14 protein-coding genes are annotated in these 13,916 nt (G+C 44.3%); 11 read left to right on the forward strand and 3 right to left on the reverse strand.

All coding sequences use genetic code 11. The features are described 5' to 3' along the window. Nucleotides 1-113: 113 nt before the first annotated feature. From A37S_RS0119490 to A37S_RS0119510, 5 genes are all read left to right on the forward strand, one after another. The gene (locus A37S_RS0119490) at nucleotides 114-761 is read left to right on the forward strand and encodes a rhomboid family intramembrane serine protease (protein WP_245586431.1); all 648 of its coding nucleotides are present in this window, start codon (nucleotides 114-116) and stop codon (nucleotides 759-761) included. Nucleotides 762-879: 118 nt separating this feature from the next. Further along, nucleotides 880-1,740 (forward strand): rhomboid family intramembrane serine protease, encoded by an 861-nt coding sequence (locus A37S_RS0119495; RefSeq protein WP_028298435.1) that lies wholly within the window; start codon nucleotides 880-882, stop codon nucleotides 1,738-1,740. A 27-nt stretch (nucleotides 1,741-1,767) separates the two neighbouring features. Beyond that, nucleotides 1,768-2,910 carry an endonuclease/exonuclease/phosphatase family protein gene (locus A37S_RS0119500; RefSeq protein WP_051293330.1) on the forward strand — a complete coding sequence of 381 codons (1,143 nt, stop codon included), beginning with the start codon at nucleotides 1,768-1,770 and terminating at the stop codon, nucleotides 2,908-2,910. 72 nt (nucleotides 2,911-2,982) lie between these two features. Next, on the forward strand, nucleotides 2,983-4,443 hold the full coding sequence (gene cysS / locus A37S_RS0119505; RefSeq protein WP_028298437.1) for a cysteine--tRNA ligase: 1,461 nt from the start codon (nucleotides 2,983-2,985) through the stop codon (nucleotides 4,441-4,443). 12 nt (nucleotides 4,444-4,455) lie between these two features. Beyond that, nucleotides 4,456-5,337 carry a Cif family virulence factor gene (locus A37S_RS0119510; protein WP_028298438.1) on the forward strand — a complete coding sequence of 294 codons (882 nt, stop codon included), beginning with the start codon at nucleotides 4,456-4,458 and terminating at the stop codon, nucleotides 5,335-5,337. A 32-nt stretch (nucleotides 5,338-5,369) separates the two neighbouring features. On the opposite strand, the gene metG is transcribed toward A37S_RS0119510, so the two are convergent. Then, complete coding sequence (gene metG / locus A37S_RS0119515) at nucleotides 5,370-7,445, reverse strand: methionine--tRNA ligase (RefSeq protein WP_028298439.1); 2,076 nt, start codon at nucleotides 7,443-7,445, stop codon at nucleotides 5,370-5,372. A gap of 240 nt (nucleotides 7,446-7,685) precedes the next feature. Between metG and A37S_RS0119525 the strand changes: the two genes are divergently transcribed. The 5 genes from A37S_RS0119525 (at nucleotide 7,686) to A37S_RS0119545 (ending at nucleotide 12,806) form a co-directional block, all read left to right on the forward strand. Continuing rightward, on the forward strand, nucleotides 7,686-8,579 hold the full coding sequence (locus tag A37S_RS0119525) for a S66 peptidase family protein (protein ID WP_028298441.1): 894 nt from the start codon (nucleotides 7,686-7,688) through the stop codon (nucleotides 8,577-8,579). Nucleotides 8,580-8,648: 69 nt separating this feature from the next. Further along, nucleotides 8,649-9,050, forward strand: a complete 402-nt coding sequence (locus A37S_RS0119530) for a DoxX family protein (RefSeq protein ID WP_028298442.1) — start codon at nucleotides 8,649-8,651, stop codon at nucleotides 9,048-9,050. Between the two features lie 101 nt (nucleotides 9,051-9,151). Further along, on the forward strand, nucleotides 9,152-10,090 hold the full coding sequence (locus A37S_RS0119535) for a ring-cleaving dioxygenase (RefSeq protein WP_028298443.1): 939 nt from the start codon (nucleotides 9,152-9,154) through the stop codon (nucleotides 10,088-10,090). Between the two features lie 26 nt (nucleotides 10,091-10,116). After that, on the forward strand, nucleotides 10,117-10,743 hold the full coding sequence (locus A37S_RS0119540; protein ID WP_028298444.1) for an alpha/beta hydrolase: 627 nt from the start codon (nucleotides 10,117-10,119) through the stop codon (nucleotides 10,741-10,743). A gap of 287 nt (nucleotides 10,744-11,030) precedes the next feature. Continuing rightward, complete coding sequence (locus A37S_RS0119545; protein ID WP_028298445.1) at nucleotides 11,031-12,806, forward strand: hypothetical protein; 1,776 nt, start codon at nucleotides 11,031-11,033, stop codon at nucleotides 12,804-12,806. A 208-nt stretch (nucleotides 12,807-13,014) separates the two neighbouring features. On the opposite strand, the gene A37S_RS0119550 is transcribed toward A37S_RS0119545, so the two are convergent. Together A37S_RS0119550 and A37S_RS0119555 are read right to left on the reverse strand one after the other, a co-directional pair. Beyond that, entirely contained in the window at nucleotides 13,015-13,302 is a 288-nt protein-coding gene (locus A37S_RS0119550; protein ID WP_036603361.1) for a type II toxin-antitoxin system RelE/ParE family toxin, read from the reverse strand. Then, a complete protein-coding gene (locus A37S_RS0119555) occupies nucleotides 13,292-13,528 on the reverse strand; it encodes a hypothetical protein (protein ID WP_028298447.1) in 237 nt (78 codons plus the stop codon). Before A37S_RS0119555 ends, A37S_RS0119550 begins: the two co-directional genes overlap by 11 nt. A gap of 148 nt (nucleotides 13,529-13,676) precedes the next feature. On the opposite strand from A37S_RS0119555, the gene A37S_RS0119560 reads away from it, so the two are divergent. Then, on the forward strand, nucleotides 13,677-13,916 hold a 240-nt coding region (locus A37S_RS0119560; protein ID WP_036603364.1), incomplete at its 3' end, for a transposase.

Genomic DNA, 13,916 nt, shown 5'->3' on the forward strand with positions numbered 1-13,916 from the left:
AATAGTACTTAGTATTTAGACATTAGTAAATATAATATATGCCGCCATTTTCCCAATTGCCCCCTGTAGTTAAAAACCTGTTGATTGCCAACTTCGTTTGCTTTGTGGGGAGTATGATCTTTATGAAAGCAAACCTTTTGTTCGGAGTGTATTATCCCGATAGCCCTCAGTTTCATATATGGCAGCCCATTACCTATATGTTTATGCATGGAGGGGTAGGGCACATTTTTTTCAACATGTTTGCTGTGTTCATGTTTGGTCCGGTGCTGGAACAGGTCATGGGTTCCAAGCGTTTCCTACAATTTTACCTCATTACTGGGCTTGGAGCCTTGGTCTTGCAATTTGGCGTTCAGGCGATCGAATTATATAATTTGACAGGCACGGTCAGAGCAAGTAGTGTGGTTTCTTTCAACTTTGAGGAGGGCATGATTTATTCAAACCACCCTGGATTGAGTAGGTCGGATTTACAGACGATTGCTTCTATTTACATGACTCCCATGGTAGGCGCCTCTGGTGCCATATTTGGTTTGCTGGTCGCTTTTGGATTCTTATTTCCTAATACTGAACTGATGCTGCTTTTTATTCCCGTTCCCGTAAAAGCCAAGGTATTTATCCCAATCTATATCGTTTTGGAATTATTTTTGGGCGTAGCAAAATTTTCCGGCGATTCGGTTGCCCATTTTGCCCACTTGGGAGGCGCTCTATTCGGTTTTATTCTCATCAAGTTGTGGGGAATAAGACGTGATGTGTGGCGATATTGAGCATATTTTTTTGAATAATTGAATTAATGGCTATTTTTATAGGGCAATTTCAGTCAAGGACAATCAAGGAGCTTGGCGCAATATTGCATTAGCCCATTAAGGGAGAAACTGTTTACAAATGAACAAATCTGTTTTTAGCGAGCTATATTATACAGCGTTTCGTTCTGGAAACCCGTCCTATACGTTAATAGCTGTTAATGTATTAATTTTTTTAGTGGTTGCAGTAGCGGCAGTGGTCGATAGGCTTTCGGGCACAGCCATATGGCCGGTACTGAGTGACATGTTGGCTATGCCCTCCGGCCTCGGTAGGCTATTGTTCAGACCCTGGACCTTATTCACCAACATGTTTGTCCATTTTGAGGTTTTTCATCTATTGTTCAATATGCTGTGGTTATACTGGATGGGCAACATCTTTTTGGATTTCTTGAACAATAGGCAGTTTCTATTCACGTATTTAGCCGGTGGGTTATTGGGAAGCATTTGCTTTTTAGCTATCTATAATCTCGTTCCATCATTTGCACAACAAGAGACCTTGCTGATTGGTGCTTCGGGATGTATCTATGCTGTAGTGGCTGGGGCGGCCACTTTGGTGCCCGATTATACCATACGCCTGTTGTTTTTTGGTAATGTGCGCTTAAAGTATTTGGCTATCGCCTTTACGGTGCTCAGTGTCATCGGCCTTGGAGGAGGAAATGTAGGGGGAAACGTAGCGCATTTGGCTGGGGCTTTGTTCGGCTTTATATATATAAAGCAATTACAGCGGGGTAACGACTGGAGTAAAATGTTCAAAAGGAAGAAAACCAGGAGGCTAAAAGTAGTCATCAATGAAAGACCCTCGCAAAAAAGAGAGCAAGGAAGAACTACCTTTTCCAACCAAGAGTATATAGACAGTATTCTGGACAAGATCTCCAAATCTGGTTACGCTAGCCTCAGCAAGGAAGAAAAAGACGCTTTGTTTAAGGCAAGTAAACAAGATTGATTAACCCGCGAAATAAAAGGGTGGTGTATGGCTAAAGCGGCAAAGCGTAGAAATAAAAAAGGGAGAATGGGCTTTATGTCCAAGCTGTTGTTGGTTGTAAATATCTTTACTGTTATAGCTTTGTTTCTGAGTTTCCTCGCTCCCTATGTCAATCCGAGAAGTTTTTGGCCATTGGCTTTTTTTGGTATTGCCTATCCTTTTTTGCTAGCTTTTAATGTTTGCTTTATTGCTTTCTGGGCGATGCGCAGATCGTGGTTTTTCTTACTCTCTTTGGTGGTTGTAATCGGGGGCTATGGCAGCTTCCGCAAGAATATGGGCTTTGGAAAAGCCATACCGCAAGAAGCGCTTTCGGCTCCAGATAGTTTGCAAATACGGGTAATGACCTTCAATGTCCATTCTTTTCGCCATTACGAAAAAAACAGTTTGGTAGATGCCAAGGATGAGATGCTCGCTTTGATAAGGGGCGCTTCTCCAGATATCGTCTGCATCCAAGAGTTTTATACCAGGCATAAAGGGAAGTACAACATAAGGGGAAGTATAACCAAGGAATTGGGCATGGCACACAGCTATTTTTTTCCTCTCATTAAAAACGATTATGAGTCTTATGGGCTGATGGTGCTCTCCAAGTACCCGATTAAGAAAGCAGGCGTATTGGATTCCTTCAAGGAGGCCCACAAAATGAACAAAGTTATCTATGCCGATGTGCATGTGGGCCGAAGAACATTTAGGGTGTACAATGTGCACCTACAATCTATAGGCTTTCAGACGGAAGACTACGACTTTATCAAGAAAACGGCCGCACACCCTTTAGATGGCGATATAGCGGGCACTAAGCGCATTGGGTATCGGCTGAAACAGGCTTATGTGCAGCGCAGTCTTCAGGCCGATCATTTGCGGGCCGAACTAGACAAATGTAAGATGGCCTATATGGTAGTGGGCGATTTCAATGATACGCCACTCTCCTATGCTGTCCATAAGGTAGGCGAAAACATGAACAACGTGTTTCGCGAAAAAGGACGTGGATGGGCCGTGACCTATAATGGTGACTTCCCCAACTTTCAGATAGATTATCTTTTTTGTAGTCCAGAATTTTCCATTGAGCGGTATCACATCATTAAGAAAAAAGTGTCCGACCACTATCCCCTGTGGTGCGATGTGAGCTTGCAATGACTTGTAAGGGCATTCTATACTCGATTTTATTATTAAATTCGCAGCGTGAAATCATCAAAGGTAAATGTTCAAATGAGAAACAACTTGGTCATATATAATACCCTGAGTAGAAAAAAGGAAGCTTTTGTTCCTCTAAACGCACCTTTTGTAGGGATGTATGTTTGTGGGCCTACGGTATATAGTGATGTTCATTTGGGCAATTGCCGCACTTTTGTGTCTTTCGATCTCATATTTCGCTATTTGAGGCACTTGGGATTCAAGGTGCGTTATGTGCGTAATATTACTGATGCAGGTCATTTGGAAGGCGATAGGGACGAGGGAGATGACAAGTTTGCAAAAAAGGCCAAACTGGAACAATTGGAGCCGATGGAAATCGTTCAGAAATATACGGTAGGTTTTCATGATGTGTTGCGCATGTTCAATACGCTTCCGCCCAGTATAGAGCCTACGGCTACCGGGCATATTTCAGAGCAGATTGAAATGGTGAAGCAGATTATTGCCAATGGCTATGCCTATGAGGTAAATGGAACGGTATATTTTGACGTAGAGAAATACAGTAAACAGTATGATTATACGGTATTGACCAATAGGCAGCTGGAAGACATGCTGAACAATACGCGCGAGTTGAGCGGGCAAGATGAAAAGAAAGGGCGCTTGGATTTTGCACTTTGGATACGGGCCAAAAAGGAGACCTTGATGAAGTGGCCCTCGCCTTGGGGCCTGGGCTTTCCGGGCTGGCATATCGAGTGCTCTGCCATGAGCTCTAAATACTTGGGCGCAGAGTTTGACATTCATGGCGGGGGCATGGACCTAGCAGCTACGCATCATACCAATGAGATAGCCCAGTCAGAGGCTTGCCATCACACGGCGCCAGCCAAATACTGGATGCATACCAATATGCTTACGGTAAATGGAGCTAGGATGTCCAAATCGGCAGGCAATGGCTTTCTACCTGTGGAGCTATTCACTGGCAATCATCCCTTGCTGAATAAAGGGTACTCGCCCATGGCGGTTCGCTTTTTCATGTTGCAGGCACATTATCGCAGTACCTTAGATTTTTCCAATGAGGCACTTGAAGCAGCTGAGAAAGGGTTCAGGCGCTTGATGAACGCACTTTCATTATTGCCCAAATTGGGCGTCAGCGATATAAATGAGGTAGATGTGGACACATTGGCATCCAAGTGCTACGCGGCCATGGACGACGATTTTAACAGTCCCGTATTAATAGCGGAGCTGTTTGAAGCCGTCCGTATCATTAATAGCATCTATGATGGCAAAACCAAAATAGACGAAGCCCATCTTGAGCAGCTCAGCACATTGGTGGAACAGTTTGTGTACGATATATTGGGATTGGAGGATGAAGGGGAAGATACGCAGGATTTCAATAAATTGATGGAAGTTGTCGTTGCACTTCGGGACAAGGCAAAAGCCGAAAAAGATTATGTAACATCTGATAGCATCCGTAATGGTTTGCAACAAATAGGTATACAGCTCAAGGATAGCAAGTCTGGAACTATCTGGACCAAAAGTTGAGATTAATCACGCATGAATAAGTATTTTATCACAGCCATATTGGCAGCTTTGATTTTCGTTCTGCAAATCGAAAGGGGGGTATTTGCTCAGGGCTCCGTGGGACAGATAGGAAGCCTGGTGACGGCCGAATACAATACGGCGTCAATGGCCAAGGATAAAAGCCTGCTTACGGCACTGAGATGGGCTTCGGACAAAAATACGATTTGGTACACACCAAGCCCGGTCAGTACGGAAGAATACCTTGGCAAGAAGCCCAGCTTGCCTGACGTGATGACTTGGCAACCTACTTTTGCCAAGGTGGCGATGAGCGATGAGTGGGGCTTTACAACGGGACCCATTTCATGGCAGAGTGTAGGTAGGCATAAGCAGTATGGCGAATACCTCTCATTGTGGAAACGTAATCCAAAAGGAGAGTGGAAGTTGGCTTTTAGAGCGATAAGTGAACATGGAAAACCAGTCTTCAAGGCTAGCAAGGTATTGGAAAACCCCCAGGGAGAACACTATGTAAGGCTGCGTTCCAAGGCAAGGCTCAAGCAGCGTATAGATATCATAGCCAGTACGGATCAGCTATTTGCTACTATATTGAAAGCGGATAATCCGACTGCCTTTAAGGAATTCTATACAGAAGAAACCCGGATGTACGTTCCCAGCTTTGAACCTGTCATTGGAGAGTCTGCTGCGCAAGGCTTTCTCACTCGGGAGAAATTGGCCATTACATCCGAACCTGGCACTACCATTGACCGCTCTTATAGTGGCGAGCTGGCATTCAGCACGGGCGAAGCTACCATCTCCAGTGGAACAATGGTAAAGCATTGCGATTATCTGCGCATTTGGGAAAAGCAAGAAGACAATCTGTGGAAAGTGATTGTCGATATGTATATAGAAAAAAAGTAGGGCGCACCAGGCGCCCTTATTAAGTCGCCGCGTTATCTTATTGTACTTCCAGCGGCCATTTCTTCTGCTGGTCTTACGAACTGAAGCCTACCTTCGCTGTCTTCAGCCATCAATATCATGCCTTGCGATAAGATGCCCTTTATTTCCCTCGGCTCCAGATTGACCAATACTGAAACCTGCTTGCCCACAATTTCTTCAGGATTGAAAAATTCTGCAATGCCCGATACGATGGTCCTTTGGTCAATTCCCGTATCGATGGTCATCTTGATCAGCTTTTTGGTCTTGGCTACCTTTTCGGCGGTAAGAATTTTACCTGTGCGGATATCCATTGCACTGAACTGGTCAAAGCTGATGTTTTCCTTTGCAGGCGTTACCGCCTTTTTTTGGGAAGCTAAGCTATTGCTCGCCTTGGCAGCCTGCAACTTCTGGAGTTGGGATTCTATCTGCTCGTCCGTGATCTTCTCAAAGAGCAGCTGCGCATTGTTGAGCTGATGTCCTACAGGCAGCAAAGCCTCTTGTCCGGCCAGGGCCCAGTCTTTTTCGTAGAAGCCGAGCATTTCAGCCAACTTTAAAGCCGTATGGGGCAGGAAAGGTTGTGCCAATAGCGTCAAATTTGCTGCTATCTGAAGACTGATGTTAAGTACCGTCTTTACCCTTTCTTCATCTGTTTTGATGAGCTTCCAAGGTTCTTCATCTGCTAGGTATTTATTGCCTAGTCGCGCCACGTTCATGAATTGGCTCAGAGCTTCCCGAAAGCGATAGTGTTCTATAGAACTGCTGATGGCCTGTGGGTAGCGTTGTAGTTCAGAAAGCACTAACCGGTCTTTGTCTGTCAACGAAGTGGCCGGCATTACCTTGCCGTCAAAATACTTATGAGAAAGCACCAGTACCCGATTGATGAAATTGCCAAATATGGCCACCAGCTCATTGTTCACCCTTGCTTGGAAATCCTTCCATGTAAATTCACTGTCCGATGTTTCGGGCAATATGGAAGTGAGCACGTAGCGCAATTCATCTTGCTTACCAGGGAAATCACCCAGGTATTCGTGCAACCATACGGCATGGTTCCTGGAAGTAGAAAGCTTGTCGCCTTCCAGGTTCAGAAACTCATTTGCGGGTATGTTCTGTGGCAGGATGTACCCTCCATGGGCATGTAGTATGGCAGGGAAAATGATGCAATGAAAAACGATGTTGTCCTTTCCGATAAAATGAATGAGGCAGGAGTCATCCGCATCGTTTGCTTGCTTTTTCCAGTACTTCTCCCAGTCGTTGCCCGTATCCTGAGCCCATTGCTTGGTGGCCGAGATGTAACCAATGGGCGCATCGAGCCAAACATAGAGCTTCTTGCCTTCGGCTTCCTCCAATGGTACATCTACTCCCCAGTCTAGGTCACGCGTCATGGATCTTGGTTGAAGCCCCGCCTTGAGCCAAGAGCTACATTGTCCATACACGTTTGGCTTTAAGATGTCTTTTTTTCCTTCTAAAAGCCATTGTTCCAGCCAGGGCTGGTATTTGTCAAGTGGAAGATACCAATGCTTCGTCTCCTTGAGAACGGGCGGCTTGCCGCTGAGTGTAGAAATGGGATTTATGAGGTCCGTAGGGCTTAAGGAAGTGCCACACTTTTCGCATTGGTCGCCAAAAGCTCCCTCACTGTGACAGTTAGGACAGGTGCCAGTAATGTAGCGGTCTGCCAAGAATTGATGATATTCCTCATCGTAGTATTGTTCGGAATACTTCTCTATAAACTCGCCTTTACGGTATAGGTTGAGGAAGAATTCTTGAGACAATTCATGGTGAATCTTGGCAGATGTGCGGTGATATATATCGAAGGAAATGCCGAACTCTTCAAAGCTTTCCTTTATTTGTGTGTGATATTTATCTATGATCTGCTGTGGGCTGATACCTTCTTTCTTAGCCTTAATGGTAATGGCAGCACCATGCTCGTCCGAGCCACAAACGAAAGCCACGTCTTTTTGCTTGAGACGTAGATAACGAACAAAGATGTCCGCAGGAATGTAGGCACCGGCCAAATGCCCAATATGCAAAGGGCCATTGGCATATGGAAGTGCAGCGGTGATAGTAAAGCGTTTATAGTCTGTTGTTTCCAAATTTATCGAATGGCCACATTTATCGCTGACCGAGGGCGTTTTTGTTTATGCTAATATGTCTGAAGAGGATGCAAAAATACAATTTCTTCAGAAAGATTTGTTTAATAGGCAAAGATACGTCAATTTGCGGGTTTAATAAATGCTTTTTTAACAGAGATGCAATCTGCATGAGCCATTGATTGTAAAACGAGGCAAATACGTAGCTCATGCAAGCGTCATTGCCATAGATAAATTACTAGAATGAAAAAACCGCCGTTTCTTCAATTAGGGGACAAGGTAGGCATTGTATGTCCTGCAGGACGAATAGACCACCGTCTGGATGAAGCCGTGAAACTTTTGCGCTCATGGGGGCTGGATGTGGAATTGGGAAAGACCGTGGGCACAAGTTTTCATCAGTTTGCGGCTACAGATGTGGAGCGAGCCCGCGATTTTCAAGCTATGCTGGATGATGATAGTATCAAAGCGATCTTTGCTGCCCGTGGCGGATATGGCACCGTAAGGATGATCGACATGCTCGATTTTTCGCGATTTAAGGAGCAGCCAAAATGGATCGTTGGGTTCAGCGATATCACCGTGCTCCACAGTCATATCCATCAGGTGTGTGGCGTACAGACAATACATGGACAGATGCCCCTGACTATTCCCGATGCCACCAAAGAGTCGCTGCAAAGCTTAAAAAGGGCGCTTTTTGGCGAACGAATTTCCTATACTATTGAGGCACAAAAATTAAATAGACAGGGTGATGCAGAAGGAACGTTCATAGGGGGCAATTTAGCTTTGCTGATCAATGTGCTGGGCTCTGTGTCTGACATGGATTACGACGGCAAAATATTGTTTGTGGAAGATGTGGGCGAATATTATTATTCCATAGATAGGATGTTCTGGACATTGAAAAGAGCCGGAAGGTTGGCTAAGTTAAACGGATTGATAGTGGGCGGCTTCACATCAATGAAAGACAATAAAATTCCTTTTGGGTTTTCCGTTACAGAAATCGTGATGGAAGTGGTGAGAGCATATGATTATCCTGTCGTTTTTGATTTTCCAGCGGGACATATTGATAACAACTATAGTTTGATATTGGGAGAAAACGTATCTTTGAATGTAGGGAAGGAAAAGGTCGTTTTAAGTTTTTGAAGGGCCTGCTGAAAATGTAGGCTCGGCATACACTTGGAACTTATTGCTCACAAATTATAATCTAGAATTATGGCAGCTTTATCACAATTGGGGAATTACAAGCATACAGGCCTTCTGGTGCTACGTATAGGTATTGGTATTATGTTCATCATGCACGGATTGCCCAAGCTCATTGGTGGACCTGAGATGTGGGAAAAGGTAGGGGGAGCTATGAGCAATTTTGGCATTTATTTTTTTCATAAAGGCTGGGGGCTCATCGCCGCTATATCGGAAACATTTGGCGGTTTTCTTATGATTGTCGGTCTATTGTTTAGACCAGCTATGTTGCTCATGGCATTCACAATGTTTGTGGCTACTTTGGTACACCTTCCACAGGGACTGATGGCCGCATCACAGCCTATTGAACTGGGCTTGGTGTTTTTGGGGCTCTTATTTATTGGCCCAGGGAAATATTCGGTGGATAAAAAATAAAAGATATAGCGCTTTTGCTGGTCTTTTCTTGTCCTAGTTCAATGTTTTGAATTTCCAATGACCTTACTTTTGTATCATTAAACAAAAGGAAAGGTTCAGTCATGGACAACAACATTAAAGGAATACACCACATCACGGCCATTGCTGGTGATGCCAAAAAGAATCACGATTTCTATACCCGCGTTTTGGGCCAGCGTTTGGTCAAGAAAACGGTCAATTTCGATGATCCCGAAACCTACCATTTTTATTATGGTGATGAGGTAGGTACTCCAGGTACGATACTCACCTTTTTCCCATGGGGCAACAGGGTTTCCACAGGAAGGCGGGGGACAAAGCAAGTGACGGAGATCGGTTATACCGTACCAGAAGGGAGCTTGGACTTCTGGTTACAGCGCCTGGAGAAGAACAACGTCATCTATAATAAAATAGCGGAAAAATTTGGAGAGCCCTATTTGACTTTCTTGGATCCTGATGGGCTGAAGTTTGAACTCGTAGTACCCAAGAACGGAGATAGTCGTTTGCCTTGGGCCACACCCGAGGTGGGAACAGAACATGCTATCAGAGGTTTTCATAACGTGACCATTACCACCAACAAGATAGACGCTACAGCCAAGGTATTGACCGAAATATTTGGCTATCGTTTGTTGGAGCGGCATGTCAACCGCTATCGTTTCGTTACGGATGCGGTCAACGAGGCCGCTATTGTAGACTTGGTAGAGGCTCCGGGCGAAGCAATAGGTTTTGTGGGTGGAGGCTCTGTGCACCACGTCGCCTTTAGGGTAAGTGATGACAAAATCTTGATGGATTATCGCCAGAAAGTGTTGGAGGCAGGTTTGCAAATCACGGAAAAAATAGATCGCAACTATTTCTACTCGCTCTATTTTCGTGAACCAGGTGGCGTACTGTTCGAGATCGCAACGGACAACCCAGGCTTTGCCATAGATGAATCTGTTGCTGACTTGGGAACAGGCTTAAAGCTGCCTGCACAGTATGAACCTTATAGAGAACAGTTGGTAAATGTGTTGCCCACATTGGGTTAGTACGTTTTTTTACTTTTTATTTTTTAATGTATTCGCACAAGAAGCAAATTTTTACAGCGGGAAGCAATCCGCAGGAAGCTAAGAAAGCATTGGTGATGATACATGGTAGGGGAGCTAGTGCCCAGGACATTATTGGCCTGGGCCGCTACCTTCATTTGGATGACTTTGCCCTCTATGTGCCACAAGCAAGTAACAGCAGTTGGTATCCTTATAGTTTTATGGCGCCAGAGGAACAGAACCAACCCGCGCTTGACTCTGCCCTAGCGCTCATTGATGAATTGGTAGGTGATATAGTGGCCAATAGTATAGACACTAAGCATATTTATTTTCTTGGTTTTTCCCAGGGGGCCTGCCTTTCATTGGAGTATGTGGCTAGGCATGCAAAACCCTATGGCGGCGTCATGGCCTTTACCGGTGGGCTCATTGGTAAGGAGCTTGTTAAGGAAAGATACCAAGGCGATTTTGCCGGTTGTCCTATCCTGATTTCTACGGGTAACCCCGACCCGCACGTGCCCTTGTCTCGTGTAGAAGAGAGTGTCGATGTGCTAAGGGACTTGGGCGCTAAGATAACATTGAAAGTTTATCCCGGCAGGCCGCATACCATTGGTAGGGAAGAACTCGATCTGGCCAATAGCCTCATTTTAGGGAACTAGGAATATAACCCAGTATTTTCCATTGTAAGATAGATGTCTAGGATACCTTAGACACAGGTTAGGCAGGTGCCCAATTAGTTATAAAATGACTGTAGTGTCAATTGGTTGTCGTATTAGCAAAAAATACAACTTATTTCTGCCGTAAAGTGCAAGTATTTCCACATGAAATTGGTGAAATAGTTAGATTTGATCGGTTTTTATTTTGCAGTTGATGATGTCTTTAGTTTATAAGGCATAATTAAAGGGAAATATATTCTTTTTTTAAAGAACTTTAATGTAAGAAGGAGATGAAGCCTTGGCAGAAATGGGCTCTATGGGGGCTTTCCTTAGTCCTCGTTTTTCTATTGGGCACAAAATGGTATGCTCAACGCTATGTTTACCCGGCATTGGACAAGCATTTGCACGATGTAGTGGCACACGCCAGCGATGGCCTTTACCGCGTGAGCTACGATAAACTCGACGTTAGCCTAATGATGGGCAAAGCCCGTATCAGTAAGCTTAAACTCGTGCCAGATAGCCAGGTCTATAGGCAATTGGAAAAACGGCAAAAGGCTCCCGACAACGTTTATACCTTATACCTCGAGGTATTGAATATCAAAGGAATTGATCTAACCAGTTTGTTTGTAGACGATAGACTTCACCTCGATTTGATTTCGTTTGAACGACCTAAGGTATACTTGGCTCATCATAGCCATGCCTATAATCAACAAGGGATAGATGGAGCTATAAACACGGATTTGTACGGTAAGATAGCTCACCTGACCAAGGGCGTACATATAGAAAAAGTGGCGTTCAATGGAATCGATTTTAGCTATGTGGATAGCCAAAGGACTTCTATTCAGCACATCAATCTGAAAAATGGCAGTTTGGTCATTAACGATTTAATGATCGATTCTACTTCCCGCGATGATTCCTCCCGATTTTATTACATGAAATCACTGGTACTATCGCTGGACGAATACCTTATGCCTACTAAGGATAGCCTCTATCAGATTCGCTTGCAAGACCTGTCATTTTCTACCAGTAATAGGCGCTTGCTCTTAGGGCATTTGGAATTAGAACCCCGCTATGGCAAAAGGGAATTCAACCAACGGGTAGGTTTTGCCAAGGATCGCATTTCCTTGGCTTTCGACTCAATCGCGGCCTATGGGATAGATTTAGAAAGGTTGTTTGTAGACCAAAGTTTTTTTTCCAAGAAAGTTCGCTTAGCTCAAGCTAGGGTAGAAGTATTTAAGGATGGTACTTTTCCCAAAGGCCCCAAAAAGAAGCATATCCATGATTTCCCGCATCAGAAGTTGCAGCAGATGAAATGGGGCCTGAAGTTGGACACGTTGGAGATCGGCGATGCCTTTGTTGAATACCTAGAGGTAAACGGCAAGAATCGGGAAACGGGGAGGCTTGTTTTTGCAGCTACCCATGGCACCTTTTACAACTTAACGAACGATTCATCAGCATTGGCTCAAGATGGGACAATGGATGTCGAACTGCATACCCGATTTATGAACAAGGGCGCACTGGACTTGACCTTTCAGTTTGATCTACAAGACCCTTGGGGAGCCTTCGCTTACCAAGGTACATTAGGCACTATGGAGGCAGATGCACTAAATCCATTGGTGAAGCCTCTTGCCATGGTGGGACTTCGGAGGGGACAGATTGACAAGATGCAGTTTGAGATAAAGGCCAATGAGCAGGCAGCAAGAGGAAAAGTAGAACTACGCTACAGCGACCTATGGGCCAATGTGTATAGGATGAATGACAAAAATGGGAAGATGAAAAAATGGGGAGTAGTATCGGCCTTTGCCAATGGCATAGCCATCAATGCCAGCAATCCCGATGATCGGGGAAGGCTGCATGTCGGACAGGTCAGCTATACAAAGCCTATTTACGACTCATTCTTCAAGTTTCTGTGGAAAAGCCTTTTTGAGGGAGTGAAGCCGAGCGTAGGCCTTACTCCGCAACGGCAGGCCGAAATAAAGGAAATAGCTGAGGGGGCCATAGGTGGCGCCAAAAAAATAGGGAATCTCTTTAAAGGGAATAAGGATAATGATCAGAAGATGGAATAGAAAGAGGCTCTTTTGCTTACTTTCAAATTGTGGTTGTGAACACCTGATATGCCGTTTGCATTAGGTATGAGTTAGTTGCACATTGCTTTCAAAATTCTTCCAATCAGCTTAATGCTCTATATTCCCGCTTTGGCGGGATGAGATCCCTCGACTTCGCTCGGGATGACGAAGCGGATGCTGATGGCTCGCAACTGGCAACTAAATAGGTTTAGGCATTCAGGTCTTCCTGCCATTTCGTGAGGCCAAAAACTTCGATAACATCTTTTTGTCCGTTGATGCGAAAAGTGATGACATAGCCCATAAAAATCAAATCCCTAATAGAGTCTGAATCAAAATATATGGATCTTCTATGGGCAAAAGGCATTTTGCTGATGTCCTTAATTTCTTTCAGCAAACGATTCTTGAATTTTCTGGCAGCTTGCGGTTTGTCCCTTGCAATATAAGCTACCTGTGATTGCAAGATGTAACGAAATCCTTCAGATAGTTTAATCCTCATAGGAAGAAATGATCTTTTCCAGTTCTTGATCAAATTCTTCTATATCCATCATCATTGATTCGTCGGAATCGATGCGTTTGAGTTCTTGGTGAAGTACGGATTTGTTTCGTTCGAAAATATCCGTACTTTCTATAATCTCTACCTCACCTTTGTCAAAGCGTTTCAGTAGCCATAGCAAATGTTGGTAAGTTTCCGGGTTATTGATTTTTAAAAGCAGCTTTTCCATAATCGCCGTATTATCCTTACGAAGATACAAATAATATTGGAAATGGATTGGAATATAAGTGTTTCTCAAAATGTGGTCATCAACAGCTTGGAGTTAGTACATTTGAGTAGAGACAGATTTAAAGATGAATAATTAAATTTGTTGTACTATGGGAAATCGAGTGTTCGACGAACAATTTAAAAGGATGGCAATAGAGCTGTCAACAGTAAAAGGCTCAGTAAAAGCTGCCGCGGAGGAACTGGACATGGATCCAAGTTTATTGAGTAAGTGGCGGAACGATCGGCGCTATAACGGAGGACATATTATCATGGATAAACCCGGAGTGAGCGAAGAAGATCAAAAGATACGTCGTTTAGAAAAAGAGTTGAAAGAAGCCAAAATGGAGCGC

The sequence above is a fragment of the Olivibacter sitiensis DSM 17696 genome (genome assembly GCF_000427965.1).
Classification (GTDB): domain Bacteria; phylum Bacteroidota; class Bacteroidia; order Sphingobacteriales; family Sphingobacteriaceae; genus Olivibacter; species Olivibacter sitiensis.